Genomic DNA, 18,015 nt, shown 5'->3' with positions numbered 1-18,015 from the left:
GTCCAGGTTCAGGCCGCCCAGGTGGACGGTGCTGAAGCGGTCGTCGATCCGGCCGCGCAGGACGCGGTCGACCGCGTCGGCCTGCTCGGAGGGCCGCCGCGAGCACGGTGCACAGGGCCGCGAGCGCGGCGCAGACACCCGCGACCGCGCCCATCGCGAGCCAGGGGACGACCACCGGCGCGTCCACCCCGAGGACCGCGAGCGCGGCCCGTACGACCGCCAGATCGACCGCGGTGACCACCGCCCCGAGCAGGGCGCCGACCGTGACCGCCAGCAGGGACTCGGCCGTCGTCACGGCGAGGACCTGGAAGCGGGTGGCCCCGGCCAGCCGCAGCAGACGCAGGTCGCCCGCCCGGTCCGAGGTGGTCATCAGCAGGGTGTTGGCCAGCGCGATCGCCGTGTACGCCAGGGCGATGCCCAGGACCAGCACGTATCCGAGCAGCGTGACGCGGTTCGTCCGCGGGTGCGTCGCCGCCACCCACTCCCGCGTGGTGCGCGCCGTGGCCCCGTACCGGGCCGCCGCCTCGCGGACCGCGCCGGCCGCGGACGCGGGGGCCCTGACCTCGACGCGCGAGACCTTCGCGCCGGGCGCGTTGCGCGGGGTGACGTAGGCCCCGTTGTCGCCGGTCCCCGTCCGCATCACGGCCACGATCCGCAGCCGGGCGGCGGTGCCGTCCGCACGCCACAGCGGTACCGAGTCACCGACCCGGTGCTGCCACCACTCCTGCGTGACGACGATGCCCCCGTCGTCCAGGTCCGTGACGGACCCCGCCACCACCGGCAGCCGCGAGACCTCCGCCAGCGCCGCCGGGTCCACCGCGAAGGCCTCCGTCGGCACCTTCACGAACCCCTCCTCCAGCACCGTCAGCCGGGTGTCCGCCACCGCGAGGGAGCTCGCCCCCGGGATGCCGGCGAACCCGCGCCCCGCCGCCGGGTCCGGCAGCCGCCCGCCGGTCAGCACCCAGTCCGCGCCGGTCCGGGCCCGGGCCTCCACCGCCTTCGCCCCCTTCAGGGTCGAGGTCGCGCCCAGCAGCGACCCGGTCAGCGCGACCATCACCAGCACCGGCGCCGCCACCGCGGCAGTACGGCGGATCCCGGCGGCGGCGTTCGCCCGCACCAGCCGGCCCGCGTAGGAGGTCAGCCGGGCCGGGAGCCACATCAGCAGCCGGACGACGGGCCGTACGAGCACCGGGGCCAGCAGCCCGCACGCCGAGACCAGCAGCATCGGCTGCCAGGTGTACGTCTTGCGCTTGAGCAGCGAGCCCGGGTCCGACCCCAGCCGCCACCCCGCGAAGGCGACCGCGCACAGCAGCAGCCCGCCCCCGGCCGCCCAGCGCCCCGGGGTCATGGGCCGCTCGTCGGTCACGGCCTCGCGCAGCGCCTCCAGGGGGCCGACCCGGCCGGCCCGCCGGGAAGCGGCGTACGCACCCGACAGCGCGACCAGCAGCCCCGTCCAGAACGCCGTGTGCAGCGGCCAGCTCTGCTCCCCGATCGCGTACCCGGCGGGCGCCAGCCCCTGCGCCACCGTCCAGCGGGCCATCAGCGGCGCACCCGCCGAGCCCAGGGCGGTCCCGGCCGCCGATCCGGCCAGCCCGACGGCCGCCGCCTCCGTCAGCACCAGGCGCCGCAGCTGCCCCGGCGTCGACCCGGCCAGCCGCAGCAGCCCCAGCTCGCGCCGCCGCGCGGCCACCGCGTACGAGAAGGCCGACGCCACCACGAACGCCGCCACGAAGGAGCTCACCCCGCCCGCGGTGCCCAGCATCGCGTTGAGCCCCACGACCTCCGCCCCCGCCGGCAGCGCCGCCGACGCGGCGAGCCCGCGCCCCATGACGGTCATCAGCGCGACCCCCAGGGCCACCGCCGCGAACGTTCCCACCTGTGTCATCCAGCGCCGCCGCAGCGACCTCCACGCGATCTTCAGCATGGCTCCCAGCCAACCGGCCGCGCGGCCCCCGGTCAGCGGGGCAGGGGCGAGCATCAGGGGTAGGGCCAGCCCTACCGCGCGCCCTCCGCCCGCCGCCTACGGTGGACGGATGCCGCTCTCCCTCCCCGGCCCGGGCCGGTACCTGCGCAGCGCCCGGCCGTGGCGCGCCGCCGCCTACCTGCTCACCGGCGGCATCACCGGCGCGCTCGCGCTGACCGTGCTGACCCTGCTCGCCGTGTCCGGGGCCGTCCTCACCGCCGTCCTCGTGGGACTCCCGCTGCTGGCCGCGTTCGCGCTGAGCGGCGTCCCCTTCGCGGCCCTCGAGCGCCGCCGGCTGCGGCTGTACGACCCCGGCGCCGCCTCCCTGCCCGACCCGCACCGCGATCCGGACCGTACGGGGCTCACGGCGTGGGCCGCCACCCGCTTCCGCGAGCAGGCGACCTGGCGGGAGCTGGGGTACGCCCTGTTCGCCGGAGCCGTGCTGTGGCCGCTGGAACTGCTCGCGGTCGGCGCCGCGTTCGTCGTCCCGGCCGACCTCATCGCGACCCCGGTCCTGTTCGCCCTCGACGGGGAACAGGCCAACCCCCTCAAGATCCACGGCGTCACGGGCCACCCCGAGGCCCTGCTGTGCGGCGCCGCAGGCCTGCTGCTCCTCCCGCTCCTGCTCTACGGGCTCGGTGTGCTGGCGGCCGCCCGCGCGGCCCTGGCCCGGCTGATGCTGGGTCCCGGTCCGGGCGACCTGGCCGTCAAGGTCACCGAGCTGACCAGCTCACGGGCCCGGCTCGCGGCCGCCTTCGACGCCGAACGGCGGCGCATCGAGCGGGACTTGCACGACGGGGCGCAGCAGCGGCTCGTCGCGCTGTCCATGACGCTGGGCCTGGCCCGGCTCGACGCCCCGCCCGGCAGTCCGCTCGCCGGCCAACTGGCCGCCGCGCACGCCGAGGCCGGGCTTGCGCTGACCTCGCTGCGCGAGCTCGTCCACGGCATCCACCCCCAGGTGCTCAGCGACCGGGGCCTGCCGGACGCCGTCGCCGACATCGCCGACCGCTCGCCGATCCCCGCCGACACCGACTTCGACCTTCCCGGCCGGCTGCCCGAACAGGCCGAATCCGCCGGGTACTTCTTCGTCAGCGAGGCCCTGGCCAACGCGGCCAAGCACAGCGGGGCCCGCCGGATCACGGTCATCGGGCGGCACGACGGAACCCGCCTCACCGTGGAGGTGAGGGACGACGGCCGCGGCGGCGCGGACGCGGGGCGGGGGAGCGGGCTGACGGGACTCGCCGACCGGGTGGCCGTCGTGGACGGCAGACTGACCCTGACCAGTCCTCCCGGAGGCCCGACCCTGCTGCGTGTGGAGATCCCTTGTATCCCGATGGAACCGAAGACGCCGTAGGAACCGGCCCCGGCGGTCCCGGCGGCGGCCCCGAGGGCCCGGCCGCCCGGCCGCCGCTGCGCGTGGTCCTCGCGGAGGACTCCGTCCTGCTCCGCGAAGGCCTCGTCGGCCTGCTCGCCCGCTTCGGCCACCGCACGGTGGCGGCCGTCGGCGACGCCGACGCGCTCGAAGCGGCCGTCGCCGAGCACCGCCCGGACATCGTCGTCACCGACGTGCGGATGCCCCCGGACCACACGGACGAGGGCCTGCGGGCGGCCGTGCGGCTGCGCGAACTCCGGCCCGGGCTGCCCGTCCTGGTCCTCTCCCAGTACGTGCAGCGCTCGTACGCCGCCGAGTTGCTCGACTCCGGTGACGGGACGGCCGTCGGGTACCTGCTCAAGGACCGCGTCGGGCAGGTGGAGGAGTTCCACGACGCGGTCGCGCGGGTGGCGGCCGGCGGAACGGTGGTCGATCCCGAGGTGGTGCGCCGGCTCATCAGCCGCCGGCGCGACCCCCTGGAGCGGCTGACGGCCCGCGAGCGGGAGGTCCTCGCCCTGGTCGCGGAGGGGCACTCCAACGCGGAGGTGTCCCGGCGGCTCACCGTCTCGGAGGCGGCGGTGGGCAAGCACATCGGGAACATCCTGATGAAGCTCGACCTGCCCCCGGCGCAGGAATCCCACCGCCGCGTCCTCGCCGTGCTGGCCTACCTGCGGGGCTGACGGAACCGGGCCGACGGATCCGGGCCCGCCGACGGAACCGGCCCGCGGAACCGGCCCGCGGAACCGGCCCGCGGAACCGGGCCGCGGATCAGAAGCCGCGGACCGAGGCGACCGTGAAGGCGGTCGGTGCCCCGCCGCCCGAGGGCAGCGGCCCGCCGTCCCTGTCGAACTGGGACCGCACCACCAGGGTCCGCCCCGGCACCCGGGCCAGCGTGGTCGGGATCTGGAGCGAGGGGTCCGTGAGGGTGCGCACCAGACGGGCCCGGGTGCCGTCGGCCGACACCTGCCAGCGGCTCAGGGTGTTGCGCGTGTTCTGGGCCGCGCGCAGGACCCCGCCGGGGGCGAGGTCGAGTCCGTCGGCGGTCTTCAGGTCACCGCCGGTCAGGGCCACGCGGGACACCGTGCCGGAGGCCGGGTCGATGCGGTACAGGTCGCCGGCCGTCATGTCGACGGTGAGCAGGAACCGCCCGGCCGGGTCCGCGGTGATGCCGTTCAGGCTGAAGCTGCCCGCCGGGGACGGGGTGAGCTGCCCACTGAGGTCGTACGCGGGCTGCAACGGGCCTGTTCCGGAGGCGAGTTGCTCCGGGGTGACCCGGTAGACCACCGCGCGGGCGCTGTCGGTGAGGTAGGCGGTGCCGTCCGGGGTGACGGCCAGGTCGTTGAGGAAGCGCGGCCCGCTCCCGGGCATCTCGAAGTGGGCCAGCCGGGCCCCCGAGCGGGTGTCGTAGACGGAGACGCCCGAGGTGGAGTCGGTCACCCAGAGCCGGCCGTGCCCGTCGACCCGCAGTCCGTTCGCGGTGTGGCGGCCGTCGGTGCCCGCGGGCAGGAAGACCTCCGCCGCGCGCTCGCCGGAGCGGGCCCGGTAGACGGTGCCGCTCGTGTAGGAGCCGACGTAGACCGTGCCGGTGCGGGGGTCGGCGGCTATGCCCTCCGGGAAGACCTTCTCGCCGGGCAGGGTGAACGCGGTGGAGATGGCCGGGGCGGCCTCCGTGGGGGCCGCCCCGGCGGGGGCCGCGCCGAGGGTCAGGGCGGCGGTCAGGGTCAGCAGTGCGGCGGGCAGCAACTTCTTCACGGGCTCGTTCATCGGACGTCCTCATCTCTCTGGATGAGCGCGAATGTAAGTTAGAGCTCTAATGCATGCAAGGGCTTTATGATGCGTGGCATGACTTCCATGCCCGTCGAGCAGCGTCTCGGCTCCCACATCAAGCGCGCCGAACAGGCGCTCGTCGGGGCCAAGAACGCGGCGGTGAGGCCGGCCGCAGTAACGGTTCCGCAGTACGCCGCCCTGCTCTGGCTCGCCGAGAAGCCCGGGATCTCCGCCGCCTCGCTCGCCCGCCTGTGCGGGGTGACGCCGCCGACCATGAACACCGTGCTGAAGAACCTCTCGGAACGCGGCCTCATCGAGCGGACCCCGCACGAGCTGCACCGCAACGTCCTGGAGACCCGGCTCACCGCCGAGGGACGCTCCGCGATGGAGCTGGCCGACGCGGGGGCGGTGGCGGTGGAGCGGGCGCTCGCCGCCGAGTTCACCGGCGAGGAGCGGGAGCTGCTGATCGGACTCCTCGGGCGGTGCGCGGGGGTCCTGGACGGGCTGAGGTGACGCGCCCCGGATTCCGATCATGATTTTGCACTGATTTGGAACTTTCCGGGGGATTCGCTCATCAGGACTAGGGGAGCCCCTTCCCTTCTGTCCCGCCGGGGGCAGTCATGACCGTTCGGAGCGAAGTTCGTGCACCAGGACCCGCAGCGCCCGCGGCCCGATGACCGGCCTGACCAGTCGCACCCGCCGGCCCCGCCGTACCAGCCGTATCCGCTCCACCCATCCGAGGGCCACCCGGCCTACGGCAGCGGGGCGTACGGCCCCCCGCACATACCCCCGCGGCGCTCCCGCCGCCCCCGCTCCCGCCGCCTGCCGTGGATCTGCGCGGCCCTCGCCCTCGTGCTCCTCCTCGGCGGCGGTGGCTTCGCCGCCTGGAAGCTGGAGTGGTTCTCCGGCAACGGGTCCTCCGTGAGCTTCGGCCGGCCCTCGCCCCCCGCCGGCGCGGGGACGGGGCAGGGGAACCCGGGGCAGGACCCCGCGAGCCCGCCCGCGCCGGGCGGCGACCCGGACGTGCGGCCGGCGACCGGACCGGCCTCCGCGTTCAAGCAGACCGCCAGGCTCGACGACGGCACGGTCATCGCCAAGACCCGCCTCAAGGGCGCCAAATCCGGCTTCGAGGGCGATGTCTGGGTGTGGACCCCGAAGGAGTACGCGGACCCGAAGTACGCCAGGAGCGGCTTCCCGGTGCTCATCGCCCTCCCCGGCGGCAACGGCTTCCCGGACAACTACTGGGCCGACCGCAGCCTCGGCCTCCAGAAGGCCATCGCCGAGGGGGTCAAGGCGGGCACCAGCCTGCCGTTCGTCGTGATCATGCCGGTGCTCAACCCGGACGCGAAGCACTACTACGACGGCTCCGACATCCCCGGCAGGCCCAAGATGGGCACCTGGATCGCCGAGGACGTCCCGGACTTCGCCCGCGCCAACTTCCGTACGTACAAGTCCCGCGACGGCTGGGCCTTCATGGGCTCCTCCTCCGGCGCCTTCGTCGGCATGAAGCAGGTCCTCCAGCACCCGGACCGGTTCAAGGCCGTGATCGCCAGCGGCGGCGAGATCCTCCCGGACTCCCCGCTGTGGAAGGGCCACCAGGCGGAGATGGACGCGAACAACCCCGAGAAGCTCGCCCAGAAGCTGATCGACACGGGCGGTCCCGAGGTCTACATCAACTTCCAGGTCGGGACCAGGGAGACCGGCAAGGACCGGATGGCGCAGTTCCGGCAGAAGTACGGCAAGGGCCCGGTCAAGGTGACCATCCGGGACATCCAGAACGGTGAGCACAACGGCTGGCACTACGTGCGCGGCATGAAAGAGGGCTCACTGGAATGGGTCAGCAGGGTCCTCAAGGGTCCGAAGCCCGAAACCGGCTGACGGGCGTGCGGCCGGCGTGGCCCTCGCCACGTCCACCCGTCCCAGGCAACCCATCCGGTCGTTCATACCTCTGTTAAGGATGTAAGGGGGGACCAAACGGTCCAACCCGCGCTCCCAGGGGGCGCCGGAGAAGGAACGGGAACGATCCGTGCACCAAGATCTGCAGGGTGACAGGGCCGCCACCACCGGGGACGCCCCCGTCACGACCGAAGGCGCCCCCGCGGCCGACGGCGCCGCCGCCCCCGGGGCCCGCCCCCGGCGCCGGCTCCGCCGGATCCTGATCGGCGGGGGCCTCGGGCTCGCCCTCCTGGCGGGCGGCGGGGCCGCGTACCAGTACGGCCTCTTCTCCGACATAGGCGATCCCGTCTCCTTCGGGAAGCCCCCGGCGGAGGCCTCCACCGCCTCGGACACCGTGCCGGGCGTACGGATGCCGACCGGGCCGAAGGCCTCGTTCGTCCGCACCTCCCGGCTGCCCGACGGCACCCAGATCGCCAAGACCACCCTGACGGGCAAGAAGTCCGGGTTCACGGGCGACGTCTGGGTGTGGGTGCCGAAGGAGTACGACGACCCGGCGTACGCCGCCAGCGCCTTTCCGGTCCTGATCTCCCTGCCGGGCGGCCGCGGCTACCCCACGAACTACTGGGGGACCGGCCCCGGCCTCGGCCTCCAGCAGGCCGTGAGCGACGGGGCGAAGTCCGGCAAGAGCCTGCCGTTCATCCTGGTCATGCCGGTGCACAACGCCGACACCAAGCACCACTTCGACGCCTCGGACATCCCCGGAGAGCCCAAGATGGGCACCTGGATGGTCGAAGACGTCCCGGATTTCACGAAGGCCAATTTCCGGACCTTCACCTCCCGCGACGGCTGGGCCTTCATGGGCTCCTCGGCGGGCGGATTCGGCGCCCTCAAGCACGTCCTGAAGTACCCCGACCGCTTCAAGGCGGCCATCGCGAGCGGGGTCGACATCGTCCCCGATTCCCCGCTGTGGAAGGGAAACACGCAGGCCATGGACGAGAACAACCCCGAGAAGCTCGCCGCGCAGCTCATCGCCGCGGGCGGCCCGGACGTCTACGTGAACTTCCAGATCGGCACCAGGGAATCGGGCCGCGAGAAGGCCGAGCAGTTCATGAAGGAGTACGGAAAGGGTCCCGTGCACACCACGCTGCAGGTGATCCAGGATGGTCAGCACAACGGGAAGTCCTACGTCCGCGGGATGAGGGAGGGCGCACTGGAGTGGATCAGCAAGGTGATGTCCGCACCCACCCCGAAGCCCCGGCCGGCCCCGAGCGGCGGCGCGAGCGGCTCCGCCGCCTCGCGGTGAGCCCCGGGCTCAAGGCGATCGGGTTCGGCTCGGCCGCCCTCGCGGGGGCCGCCGCGCTGCTCGCCGTGGTCTTCGTCAGGGACTCCGGCGGCTACGAGGACCACGCCGCGCTCGCCTTCCCCACCGTCGGCGTCCTCATGGCGGGCGGCGAGCACTGGTGCACGGCCAGCGTCGTCGACAGCCCGCGGGGCAACGTCGTCGCCACCGCCGCGCACTGCGTGGCCCCCGCCGGCGAGGACGGGCGGCCGGGCGAGGCCGCGCACGACGGGCTCGCCATCGGCGAGCTCGCCTTCGCCCCCGCCTTCACCGGGGAGGGCTCGGGGAAGCAGCCGCTCGGGGTGTGGAAGGTGCGCTCCGTCCAGGTCGACGAGCGCTGGACCAAGTGGGGCGACGACACCGCCGACTTCGCCTTCCTCAGTGTCGAACCGGACGCGGACGGGCGCAGCCTGCAGGAGGTCGTCGGACGCGGGGAGGCCCCGAAACCCGTCTGGACCTCCGGCTACGAACGGGAGGTGACGGTCGTCGGCTACCCGGAGTCCGGGCACAACCCGGAGAACAAGCCCGTCGCCTGCACGACGCGGAGTCAGCACGACGAGGACGACCCCGACATGCTGTACATCAACTGTTCGGGCTTCTGGACGGGGACGAGCGGCAGCCCGTGGATCGCCGACCGGGGCGGCCCGGGACGGCCGGGGCAGCTCATCGGGGTGCTGAGCGGCGGGGACACGGACGTGGACTCCACGGCCGCACTCTTCGACGACCGGGCGAAGGCCCTCTACGAGCGGGCGGCGAAGGCAGCCCCCTAGGGAGCGGTGTCAGCTGCGGCGTTCGGTGCTCACGATCACGCACACCGCCGCCACGACGATCGCGCCGCCGAGCAGGAGCGGCCAGGTCAGGGCCTCGTCGAGGATGAGCCAGCCCAGGGCGACGGCCACGACCGGATTGACGTAGGCGTACGTGGCCACGAGCGAGAGCGGGGCCGCGCGCAGCAGCCACACGTACGCGGTGAAACCGACGAGCGAGCCGATCAGCACGAGGTAGGCCAGCGCCAGCCAGGACGCGGTGGAGTACGAGGTGAGGTCCAGCCCGTGCTGTTCGCCGCGGCACAGGCCGACGACGATCCCGCCGGTGCCGCCCGCGAGCATCTGGTAGGCGCTGCCGGTGAAGGGGTTCGCGGGCAGGGTCAGCTTCGAGGCCGAGAAGGAGCCGAGCGACCAGCACACCGAGCCGGCCAGCACCAGGAGCACCCCGCCGAGGCCTATCTCGCCGCCGAGCCCCGGGCTGGTCAGGACGGCGAGCCCGCCGAGCCCCAGCAGCACCCCGGCCACGGTGCGCGGGGAGGGGCGGTCCCCGGTGCCGGCGCGCAGGACGACCAGCCACATCGGGACGGCGGCCACCAGGAGGGCGGCCAGCCCGGAGGGGATCGAGGTCTCGGCGAGGACGACGAGGCCGTTGCCGCCGAGCACCAGCAGCACCCCGACCAGCACGGCGGAACCCACCTGGCGGCGGGTCGCCTTGAGGGCGGCCGGGCCGTCGCGCCAGGCCACGAGGCCGGCCAGGAGGAGCCCGGCGGCGATGAAGCGGGCCCCGGCGGAGAGGAACGGCGGCATGGTCCCGACGACGATGCGGATGCCGAGGTAGGTCGAACCCCAGACGACGTAGACGAGGGCGAGGGCGATCCAGACACGGGTCGACGGAGTGCGCATGACGCGGAGCCTATGTCGTTGCCCCTTGCACCCATCGGGGGGTCCCCGGAGGGGGCACTCCGGTGGGCCGGCCCCGGTCAGCCCGCCGGCGCCGCCAGCCCCGTCTTGGCGCCCGCGCCGCAGAGCGGGACGACGGCGGTGCGGCCCTGGAGGGGGTCCTCGGGGGCGGTGGGTCCGACCGCGGCCCAGCAGGCGGCGGCCGTGGGTTCCACGAAGAGCCCGCGCCGGGCCAGGTCGAGCTGGGCCGCGCGGACCTGGTCGTCGGTGACGGTCAGGAAGGTTCCGCCGGACTTCCGGACGGCCGCCAGGATCTGGCGGGCCCGCGGCGGAGCCGGGATGGCGATCCCCTCGGCCAGGGTGGGGAGCTGGGGGACGGGCGCGGCGTCCTCGGCGCCCGCGCGGAAGGCGGAGGCCAGCGGGGCGACGGCCGCCGACTGGACGGCGATCAGCGTCGGCGGGCGGACCCCGCGGCGGGCCAGTTCCTCCACCGCCAGTGCGGCCCCGAGCAGCAGCGTGCCGTTGCCGACCGGGACGACGACCACCTCTGGGAGGCGGCCGCCCAGCGCCTCCCAGATCTCGTAGACGTACGTCTTGGTGCCGTGCAGGAAGTACGGGTTGAAGACGTGGCTGGCGTAGAACACCCCCGGCAGGTCGGCCGCTTCGCGGGCCGCCACCGCCGTCGCCTCGCGTCCGCCCGGCACCACCGTCACCGTCGCGCCGTGCGCGCGCATCTGCTCCGTCTTCTTCGGCGAGGTGCCCTCCGGCACGAAGACCTCGCAGCGGAGCCCGGCCCGTGCGCAGTAGGCCGCGAAGGCCGTCCCCGCGTTGCCGCTGCTGTCGGCCACCACCCGCTCGGGTCCCAGCCGGCGGGCGACCTCCGCGAGCATCACCGCGCCGCGGTCCTTGAAGGACAGCGTGGGCATCAGGAAGTCGAGCTTGGCGTGCACCCGCTCCGACAGCGGCACCAGCGGGGTGTTCCCCTCGGCCAGGGTGACCGCGAAGGCCCCGGTGAGCGGCAGGGCCGGGCCGTAGCGCCAGAGCGAGTGGGGTCCGGCCGCGGGATCCAGTACGGCCCGCGGGTCGGGGGCGAAGTCGAGGTCCCACGGGCCGGCGCACATCGGGCAGCACCAGGGGGCCGTCCGCGCGTCGGCGCGGGTGCCGTCTTCGGCGCAGACGTAGCCGGGTAGTGCGTGCGTCATGTGCGGTGAGCCTTTGCTCGTTCATGGCCGAGGTATGGCACGGATGTTACGCGTTCGTTGTCCTCTTGTGGTGGAGCGACTCCGTGGGTCAACCTTTCGTCAGCGGCGCATCGTTGGGCCGAATTGATTGACATGGGCATGGCTAAAACCTGTGCCCGGACCGCAGCGCCCACCGGCCGCGCACCCCCCGCAGCGCACCACCTATGAGGAGGACCCCTCACATGTCCGCGACGCGCCACACCCGCCGGAAGATCGCCGGCATCGGAGCGACCGCCACACTGGCCCTCGCCCTCGGAGCAGCCCTCGCCTTACCCGCCTCGGCGGCCCCGGCCGCCCCGCAGGGCGTCATCGAGAACGCCGGCGCCGAGGGAACCGTCTCCGGCAGCTACATCGTGACCCTGAAGGACTCCGCGGCCCGCTCCACCGCCGCCAGCGGCAAGGCCGTGGCCCAGCGGTACGGCGCGCGGATCGACCGGACCTACAGTGCCGCCCTCAACGGCTACTCCGTCGAGGTCTCCGAGGCGCAGGCCAGGAAGCTCGCCGCGGACCCCGCCGTCAAGTCCGTCGTGCAGAACCGGGTGTTCACTGTCGACACCACCCAGCCCAGCCCGCCCTCCTGGGGCCTGGACCGCATCGACCAGCGCGCGCTCCCGCTCGACAACAGCTACACCTACCCGGACAAGGCCGGCGAGGGCGTGACGGCGTACATCATCGACACGGGCGTCCGCAAGACGCACCAGGACCTCGGCGGCCGCGCCTCCGACGGCTTCGACGCCATCGACAACGACAACACCGCCCAGGACGGCCACGGCCACGGCACGCACGTCGCCGGCACCGTCGCGGGCACCTCGTACGGCGTGGCCAAGAAGGCGAAGATCGTCGGCGTGCGCGTGCTCGACAACAACGGCTCCGGTACGACCGCCCAGGTCGTCGCGGGCATCGACTGGGTGACCCGCAACGCCGTCAAGCCGGCCGTGGCGAACATGTCGCTCGGCGGCGGCGCGGACTCCGCGCTGGACACCGCCGTCCGCAACTCCATAGCCAGCGGCATCACCTACGGGGTCGCGGCGGGCAACGAGTCCACCAACGCCAACACCAAGTCCCCGGCCCGCGTGACCGAGGCGATCACCGTCGGCGCCACCACCAACACCGACGCCAAGGCGAGCTACTCCAACTACGGCGCGGTCCTCGACCTCTTCGCCCCCGGCTCCAACATCACCTCCTCGTGGGGCACCGGCGACACCGCCACGAACACCATCTCCGGCACCTCGATGGCGACCCCGCACGTGGTCGGCGCCGCCGCCCTCTACCTGGCCGCCAACCCGACGGCCACCCCGGCCCAGGTCTCCACGGCCCTGGTGAACGCGGCCACGCCGAACGTCGTGACCGGCCCCGGCACCGGCTCCCCGAACCTGCTGCTCAACGTCGGCACCGGCACCACCCCGCCGAACCCGGGCACCCGCTTCGAGAACACCGCCGACTACGCGATCGCCGACAACTCCACCGTCGACTCGCCGATCACCGTCAGCGGGATCTCCGGCAACGCCCCGGCCACGCTGAGCGTCTCGGTCGACATCAAGCACACCTACATCGGTGACCTGAAGGTCGACCTGGTCGCCCCCGACGGCACCCTGTACAACCTGCACAACCGGACCGGCGGCAGCGCGGACAACATCATCAAGACCGTCGCGGTCAACGCCTCCTCCGAGGTGGCCAACGGCGTGTGGAAGCTCCGGGTCAACGACAACGCGAACGTCGACACCGGCAAGATCGACTCCTGGGCGCTCCAGTTCTGACGCCCGGGCGGCAGTGACGCGAGGAACCACGGGGGCGACCGTTTCGGCGGTCGTCCCCGCTGCGTACTATTCGCGCATTCGTTCGCCCGCGTCCTGGAGCCCCGTGAGCACCCAGCCCCCCTACCAGTGGCCCGCCCCGCCCCCGCAGGGGTACCCGTACGGGCCGCCCCCGCTCAACGGCTTCGCGCTCGCCTCCCTGCTCGTGGGGCTGCTCTGCTTCCCGCCCCTCGGCGTCGTCCTCGGGATCGTGGCCCTCGTGCAGATCGGGAGGAAGGGCGAGCGGGGCAAGGTGCTCGCCGTCCTCGGCCTGGTGGTGTCGGTGCTGCTGTCCGGCGTCCTGGTCCTCGGTGCGGAGCGGGCCGCGGACGCCTTCTCCGCGCGGGCCCGCGCGATGGGCGCGGCCGAGCCCTACGAGGACGTCGAGGGAAGCCTGGCCGACTTCGGCGAGCTGGACGCCGGCACCTGCTTCAACGTCCCCGGCGGGGACCTGCTCGACGAGAACCCCTTCGCCTACCGGATCGCCTGTACGGAGGTCCACGACGCCGAGGTCACCCTCGCGCACACCCTGGGCGGCTCGCGGTTCCCGGGCGAGGAGGAGCTGAAGAAGTCCTCGGCCGAGGAGTGCTGGCGCGCGCAGGACGCGTACGCGATGGACACCTGGGCACTGCCCGCCTACGCGGAGATGTTCTACTTCGCGCCCTCGCGGGAGCGCTGGGAGGACGGGGACCGGCTGCTCGTGTGCGTGATCGGCACGGCGGAGCGGGAGCAGCGGGGCAGTCTGCGCAAGGATGCCGGGGTGCTGGCACCGGACCAGGTGGCCTTCCTGCACGCGATGAACGACGCCGATCTGGCCCTGGGCCACACGCCGGACGCGGACGTGGAGGACGCGCTGGAGGAGTACCGGGCCTGGGCGCGGGAGATGGACGGGGTACTGGCCGCGGAGTCGCGGATGCTGGACGGGGCGACGGCGCGGCCGCAGGTGGCCGGGCCGGCGGGAGTGCAGCGCGAACGTGTGGAGGCGGCGCGGCGGGAGTGGCGGCGGGCCGCGGAGGCGACGACCGGGGACGGTTTCGTGAAGGCCTGGGACCGGGCGCTCGCGGAGCTCCCGGTGGCGACGGAGAAGGCGCTGCGCGGGGCGTACGGTCTGTCGACGACGGTGCCGGAATGGCTGGAGGAGTCGCAGGGCGACGGATTGCGCGGGCCGTCCGTGGAGCAGGCGCGGACGCCGGCCCGGGCCGCGGTGTTGCCCGTGTGACCCGTGGGTTTGAGTGACCAGGCTTCATCACTTCGGGTGAAACTCTGGCCCTTGCTTGCGGGGGACAACCGTCGGTTGCCAGGGTGTAGCTGTCTGTCAACCTGATGGGAGTGGCCTGTGACTTTCGGCGAGCAGCCGGCCTATCTGCGCGTCGCCGGGGATCTGCGACGGAAGATCGTCGATGGGTCCCTGCCTCCGCACGCCCGGCTCCCTTCGCAGGCCCGGATCCGCGAGGAATACGGGGTCTCCGACACGGTGGCACTGGAGGCGCGCAAGGTCCTCATGGCGGAGGGCTTGGTCGAAGGCCGGTCCGGATCCGGCACGTACGTGCGCGAACAACCCGTCCCGCGGCGCGTCGCCCGCTCCGGCTACCGCACCGGCGGGGTCTCGACCCCCTTCCGGCAGGAGCAGGCGGAAGCGGGGGCGCGCGGCACCTGGGACTCCAGCAGCGAACAGGCCGCCGCCCCGGCGGACATCGCGAAACGGCTCGGCATCGAGCCGGGCGAGCGGGTGATGCGGACGCGGTACGTGTACCGCGACGCGGGCGAGGCGATGATGCTGTCGACCTCCTGGGAACCGCTCGCCGTGACCGGCCGCAGCCCGGTGATGCTGCCGGAGGAGGGCCCGCTGGGCGGGTCCGGGGTGGTGGACCGGATGGCCGCGATCGACGTGGTCGTGGACAACGTCGTCGAGGAGGTCGGTGCGCGGCCGGGGCTGGCGGAAGAGAACATGCAGCTCGGCGGGGTTCCCGGGCACGTGGTCCTGGTGATCGGACGCACGTACTTCGCGTCCGGCCGCGCCGTGGAAACCGCGGACGTCGTCATCCCGGCCGACCGCTACCGCCTGGCGTACCACCTCCCGGTGAGGTGAGCCCGGCCTCGGCCCCGTGCGGCACCTCCCGCGTACGAGGAGCGGGGGCGCGGAGGCGGAGCCCCCGCAAGGGCGGCGAGCCGGATCGCTCCGGCGGAGCCCCCGCGGCGCCGCTCCGGAACGCGGACAGGGGGTCCGCGGGGTGTAACCCCGCCGTCACGCCGGGGCCCGGGGTGTAACCCCCGGGCAATGCCCAAGCGTGACGGGCCGTCACGCGCGGGCCCTACCTTCCGGCGGTATGACCGACACCGTCGCCTCCGCCCCCGCCCCCGCGGCGCAGCCACCCCGCCGGAGCTACGCCAAGCTCGCCGCCGACGAGAGCCGCGAGGACTACTCGCTCAGATACGCGCCCCACTCCTTCCGCCGCTGGGGCCCCGGCACGGTCGCCGGCACCGCGCTCGGCGGCATCGCCTACCTCGCCGACTTCGCCATCGGCGCCTCCATCGTCTTCGCCTACGGCTTCACCAGCGGGGCCGCCGCGATCCTGGCCGCGGCCGTCGTGATCTTCCTGACCGGCATCCCCATCGCCCGCGCCTGCGCCAAGTACGGCCTGGACATGGACCTGGTCACCCGGGGCGCGGGCTTCGGGTACTTCGGCTCCACCCTCACCTCGCTCATCTACGCCTCGTTCACCTTCATCTTCTTCGCGCTCGAAGGCTCGATCATGGCCCAGGCCATGCACCAGGCCGTGGGGCTGCCGGTGGAGATCGGGTACCTGCTCACCACGCTCATCGTGATCCCGATCGTCTTCAAGGGGATGGGGGCCCTCGCCAAGGTGCAGGCCTGGACCCAGCCGATCTGGCTGATTGGACTGGTCCTGCCCTTCCTCGTGCTCGCCTTCGAGGCCCCCGACGCCTGGGGCGCCTTCGCGCACTTCGGCGGCACCGAGGGAGCCGGCTCCGGCTTCTCCTGGATCGGCTTCGGCTTCGGCACCGGCATCGCCCTGTCGCTCATCGCGCAGATCGGCGAGCAGGCCGACTACCTGCGGTTCATGCCCGCCAAGACCCCGGCCAACAGCCGCCGCTGGAACCTCGCCGTGCTCGCCGCCGGCCCCGGCTGGGTGATCATCGGCGCCGCCAAGCAGCTCGGCGGCGCCTTCCTCGCCTTCGTCGCCCTGGAGGCCGTCGGCAAGACCCACGCGCTGGAGCCGATCGCCCCGCAGCTGGAGGCGCTGCGCCCCTGGCTCGGCGGTCTCGCGCTGCCCGTCGCCGCCCTGTTCGTCATCGTGTCCCAGATCAAGATCAACGTCACGAACGCCTACAGCGGTTCGCTGTCCTGGTCGAACTTCTTCTCCCGCGTCACCCACCGCCACCCCGGCCGCGTCTGGTACATCTTCCTCAACCTCGGCATCGCGCTGACGCTGATGGAGCTCAACATGTTCGCGATGCTCGGCAAGCTGCTGGGCTTCTACTCCAACGTCGGCATCGCCTGGATCGTCGCGGTCGCCGCCGACCTCGTGATCAACAAGCGGCTCGGACTCAGCCCGCCGTACATCGAGTTCAAGCGGGCCTACCTCTACTCGGTCAATCCGGCCGGTTTCGGCTCGATGGTGATCGCCTCCATCGTGTCGATCCTCGCCTTCTTCGGCCTTTTCGGGACATACGCGGAGGCCTTCTCCACCTTCATCGCGGCCGGACTCGCGCTCGTCCTCTGCCCGTTGATCGCCTGGGCGACGAAGGGGAAGTACTACCTGGCCAGGCCGAACACGGTCAACGGCCCGGACGTGGTCGTCGAGGACGTCACCGCCACGCACGTCTGCTCCGTCTGCGAGTCCGCGTACGAGCTCCCGGACATCGCCGACTGCCCCGTCGTCTCCGGCGCGATCTGCTCGCTCTGTTGTTCCCTCGACGCGACCTGCGGGGACGTCTGCCGCAAGACGAACCCGGGGAGCGCGGTGATCCTGCCGCTGCCGACGGTGCGCCGGGTCTGAACCGGCGCGCACGGCCCACTCGTACGCATGGCCGGATGCGTACGCCTGCGAGGTACCTCTTCGTGAAAAACCGTATCCGCTGAGTAAAGGTCGGGCGTAGGCTCGGGCATATGCGCAATGCGGTTTCCCGGGCAGGTACGTCGGCGGAGGGTGAAACGCGATGAACGACAGCGGTGCCCTGCTCCCGTGGCTGGTCATACGTGAGGACGACAACGGCAACCGCTACCGGGTGGGCCGGTACTCCACCCGGGCCGAGGCCCAGAAGGTCGCCGACAGCCTCGACAGCAGAGGACACAAGCAGCTCTACTGGATCGAGCGGCTCGGCCAGGACAGCAGCACCGCAGGCCGGACCGCCACGAGGAACTGAGCGGTGCGGCGCACCCGTCGCCGCTGCCATAGGCTCCGCCCATGACTGTACGCGTGGTCGTGGGCGGAGCCCTTTGTCATGAGGGGCGCCTGCTGGCCGCCCGCCGGAGCGCGCCCCCGGAGCTCGCCGGCCGCTGGGAGCTCCCGGGCGGCAAGGCCGAGCCGGGGGAGTCCGTACCCGAGGCGCTCGTGCGCGAGCTGCGCGAGGAGCTCGGCGTGGAGACCGAGGCGCTGGAGCGGATCCCGGGGGAGTGGCCGCTGAAGCCCGGCCTCGTCCTGCACGTGTGGACGGCCCGGCTGCTCTCGGGCGATCCGCTCCCGCTGGAGGACCACGACGAGCTGCGCTGGCTGGAGCCCGGGGAACTGGATTCGGTGGACTGGCTCGACCAGGACCGCCCGGCCGTCGCCGAGGCGGGCCGCCGGCTGCGCGCCGACGGGTGAGCGGCGCCGCGTGAGCGATACCGGCGCAGTGCGCGGGGGCGCGTGACGCGCACGCGCTAGGTGTGTTGTTCGGGCAGGTTGGTGACGCGGCTGGCGGGTGTTTGGCCTTGGATGCCGGTGTGGGGTCGGTGGTAGTTGTACCAGTCGATCC

Annotated in this window: 15 protein-coding genes and 1 pseudogene; 12 read left to right on the top strand and 4 right to left on the bottom strand. The window is 73.2% G+C overall.

Annotation, left to right across the window (positions count from 1 at the left end):
* Positions 1–151 precede the first annotated feature (151 nt).
* A pseudogene (locus ACWCP2_RS36640) lies at positions 152–1,762 on the bottom strand (FtsX-like permease family protein); the annotation flags it as partial.
* Between the two features lie 271 nt (positions 1,763–2,033).
* Between ACWCP2_RS36640 and ACWCP2_RS36635 the strand changes: the two are divergent.
* Together ACWCP2_RS36635 and ACWCP2_RS36630 are read left to right on the top strand one after the other, a co-directional pair.
* Positions 2,034–3,317, top strand: coding sequence for a sensor histidine kinase (locus ACWCP2_RS36635; RefSeq protein WP_450912859.1), 1,284 nt, complete (start codon positions 2,034–2,036; stop codon positions 3,315–3,317).
* A 56-nt stretch (positions 3,318–3,373) separates the two neighbouring features.
* Positions 3,374–4,015 carry a response regulator gene (locus ACWCP2_RS36630; protein WP_450912861.1) on the top strand — a complete coding sequence of 214 codons (642 nt, stop codon included), beginning with the start codon at positions 3,374–3,376 and terminating at the stop codon, positions 4,013–4,015.
* Between the two features lie 88 nt (positions 4,016–4,103).
* On the opposite strand, the gene ACWCP2_RS36625 is transcribed toward ACWCP2_RS36630, so the two are convergent.
* Positions 4,104–5,099 (bottom strand): SMP-30/gluconolactonase/LRE family protein, encoded by a 996-nt coding sequence (locus tag ACWCP2_RS36625; protein WP_450912858.1) that lies wholly within the window; start codon positions 5,097–5,099, stop codon positions 4,104–4,106.
* A gap of 78 nt (positions 5,100–5,177) precedes the next feature.
* On the opposite strand from ACWCP2_RS36625, the gene ACWCP2_RS36620 reads away from it, so the two are divergent.
* The 4 genes from ACWCP2_RS36620 to ACWCP2_RS36605 all read left to right on the top strand — a co-directional run bounded on the left by ACWCP2_RS36620 (position 5,178) and on the right by ACWCP2_RS36605 (position 9,107).
* A complete protein-coding gene (locus ACWCP2_RS36620; protein ID WP_450912857.1) occupies positions 5,178–5,615 on the top strand; it encodes a MarR family winged helix-turn-helix transcriptional regulator in 438 nt (145 codons plus the stop codon).
* A gap of 129 nt (positions 5,616–5,744) precedes the next feature.
* Complete coding sequence (locus tag ACWCP2_RS36615; protein WP_450912856.1) at positions 5,745–6,980, top strand: alpha/beta hydrolase; 1,236 nt, start codon at positions 5,745–5,747, stop codon at positions 6,978–6,980.
* Between the two features lie 274 nt (positions 6,981–7,254).
* Positions 7,255–8,301 carry an alpha/beta hydrolase gene (locus tag ACWCP2_RS36610; RefSeq protein ID WP_450912860.1) on the top strand — a complete coding sequence of 349 codons (1,047 nt, stop codon included), beginning with the start codon at positions 7,255–7,257 and terminating at the stop codon, positions 8,299–8,301.
* Entirely contained in the window at positions 8,214–9,107 is an 894-nt protein-coding gene (locus tag ACWCP2_RS36605) for a trypsin-like serine peptidase (RefSeq protein WP_450912855.1), read from the top strand. Before ACWCP2_RS36610 ends, ACWCP2_RS36605 begins: the two co-directional genes overlap by 88 nt.
* A 9-nt stretch (positions 9,108–9,116) precedes the next feature.
* Here ACWCP2_RS36605 and ACWCP2_RS36600 read toward each other — a convergent pair whose 3' ends face one another.
* Complete coding sequence (locus tag ACWCP2_RS36600; RefSeq protein ID WP_450912854.1) at positions 9,117–10,007, bottom strand: EamA family transporter; 891 nt, start codon at positions 10,005–10,007, stop codon at positions 9,117–9,119.
* A 77-nt stretch (positions 10,008–10,084) separates the two neighbouring features.
* Positions 10,085–11,206 carry a threonine synthase gene (locus ACWCP2_RS36595; protein ID WP_450912853.1) on the bottom strand — a complete coding sequence of 374 codons (1,122 nt, stop codon included), beginning with the start codon at positions 11,204–11,206 and terminating at the stop codon, positions 10,085–10,087.
* A 221-nt stretch (positions 11,207–11,427) separates the two neighbouring features.
* On the opposite strand from ACWCP2_RS36595, the gene ACWCP2_RS36590 reads away from it, so the two are divergent.
* The 6 genes from ACWCP2_RS36590 (at position 11,428) to ACWCP2_RS36565 (ending at position 17,864) form a co-directional block, all read left to right on the top strand.
* Complete coding sequence (locus tag ACWCP2_RS36590) at positions 11,428–13,002, top strand: S8 family peptidase (protein WP_450912852.1); 1,575 nt, start codon at positions 11,428–11,430, stop codon at positions 13,000–13,002.
* Positions 13,003–13,105: 103 nt separating this feature from the next.
* Positions 13,106–14,257 carry a DUF4190 domain-containing protein gene (locus ACWCP2_RS36585; RefSeq protein WP_450912851.1) on the top strand — a complete coding sequence of 384 codons (1,152 nt, stop codon included), beginning with the start codon at positions 13,106–13,108 and terminating at the stop codon, positions 14,255–14,257.
* 117 nt (positions 14,258–14,374) lie between these two features.
* On the top strand, positions 14,375–15,127 hold the full coding sequence (locus ACWCP2_RS36580) for a GntR family transcriptional regulator (RefSeq protein WP_356510603.1): 753 nt from the start codon (positions 14,375–14,377) through the stop codon (positions 15,125–15,127).
* Between the two features lie 238 nt (positions 15,128–15,365).
* The gene (locus tag ACWCP2_RS36575) at positions 15,366–17,057 is read left to right on the top strand and encodes a purine-cytosine permease family protein (RefSeq protein WP_450912850.1); all 1,692 of its coding nucleotides are present in this window, start codon (positions 15,366–15,368) and stop codon (positions 17,055–17,057) included.
* Between the two features lie 160 nt (positions 17,058–17,217).
* Complete coding sequence (locus ACWCP2_RS36570) at positions 17,218–17,424, top strand: SPOR domain-containing protein (protein WP_450912849.1); 207 nt, start codon at positions 17,218–17,220, stop codon at positions 17,422–17,424.
* A gap of 41 nt (positions 17,425–17,465) precedes the next feature.
* Positions 17,466–17,864, top strand: a complete 399-nt coding sequence (locus ACWCP2_RS36565) for a (deoxy)nucleoside triphosphate pyrophosphohydrolase (RefSeq protein ID WP_450912848.1) — start codon at positions 17,466–17,468, stop codon at positions 17,862–17,864.
* Positions 17,865–18,015 lie beyond the last annotated feature (151 nt).

It is taken from the genome of Streptomyces sp. NPDC002104 (genome assembly GCF_053593795.1).
Note: the sequence above shows the minus strand (reverse complement) of the source record. Positions and strands in the feature narration are given on the sequence as shown.

What these genes read in the sequence shown, in the direction of transcription:
- ACWCP2_RS36635 (WP_450912859.1), top strand. Translation starts at nt 2,034, where the DNA reads ATGCCGCTCTCCCTCCCCGGCCCGGGCCGGTACCTGCGCAGCGCCCGG.
- ACWCP2_RS36625 (WP_450912858.1), bottom strand. Translation starts at nt 5,099, where the DNA reads ATGAACGAGCCCGTGAAGAAGTTGCTGCCCGCCGCACTGCTGACCCTG.
- ACWCP2_RS36620 (WP_450912857.1), top strand. Translation starts at nt 5,178, where the DNA reads ATGACTTCCATGCCCGTCGAGCAGCGTCTCGGCTCCCACATCAAGCGC.
- ACWCP2_RS36600 (WP_450912854.1), bottom strand. Translation starts at nt 10,007, where the DNA reads ATGCGCACTCCGTCGACCCGTGTCTGGATCGCCCTCGCCCTCGTCTAC.
- ACWCP2_RS36595 (WP_450912853.1), bottom strand. Translation starts at nt 11,206, where the DNA reads ATGACGCACGCACTACCCGGCTACGTCTGCGCCGAAGACGGCACCCGC.
- ACWCP2_RS36590 (WP_450912852.1), top strand. Translation starts at nt 11,428, where the DNA reads ATGTCCGCGACGCGCCACACCCGCCGGAAGATCGCCGGCATCGGAGCG.
- ACWCP2_RS36575 (WP_450912850.1), top strand. Translation starts at nt 15,366, where the DNA reads ATGACCGACACCGTCGCCTCCGCCCCCGCCCCCGCGGCGCAGCCACCC.
- ACWCP2_RS36570 (WP_450912849.1), top strand. Translation starts at nt 17,218, where the DNA reads ATGAACGACAGCGGTGCCCTGCTCCCGTGGCTGGTCATACGTGAGGAC.
- ACWCP2_RS36565 (WP_450912848.1), top strand. Translation starts at nt 17,466, where the DNA reads ATGACTGTACGCGTGGTCGTGGGCGGAGCCCTTTGTCATGAGGGGCGC.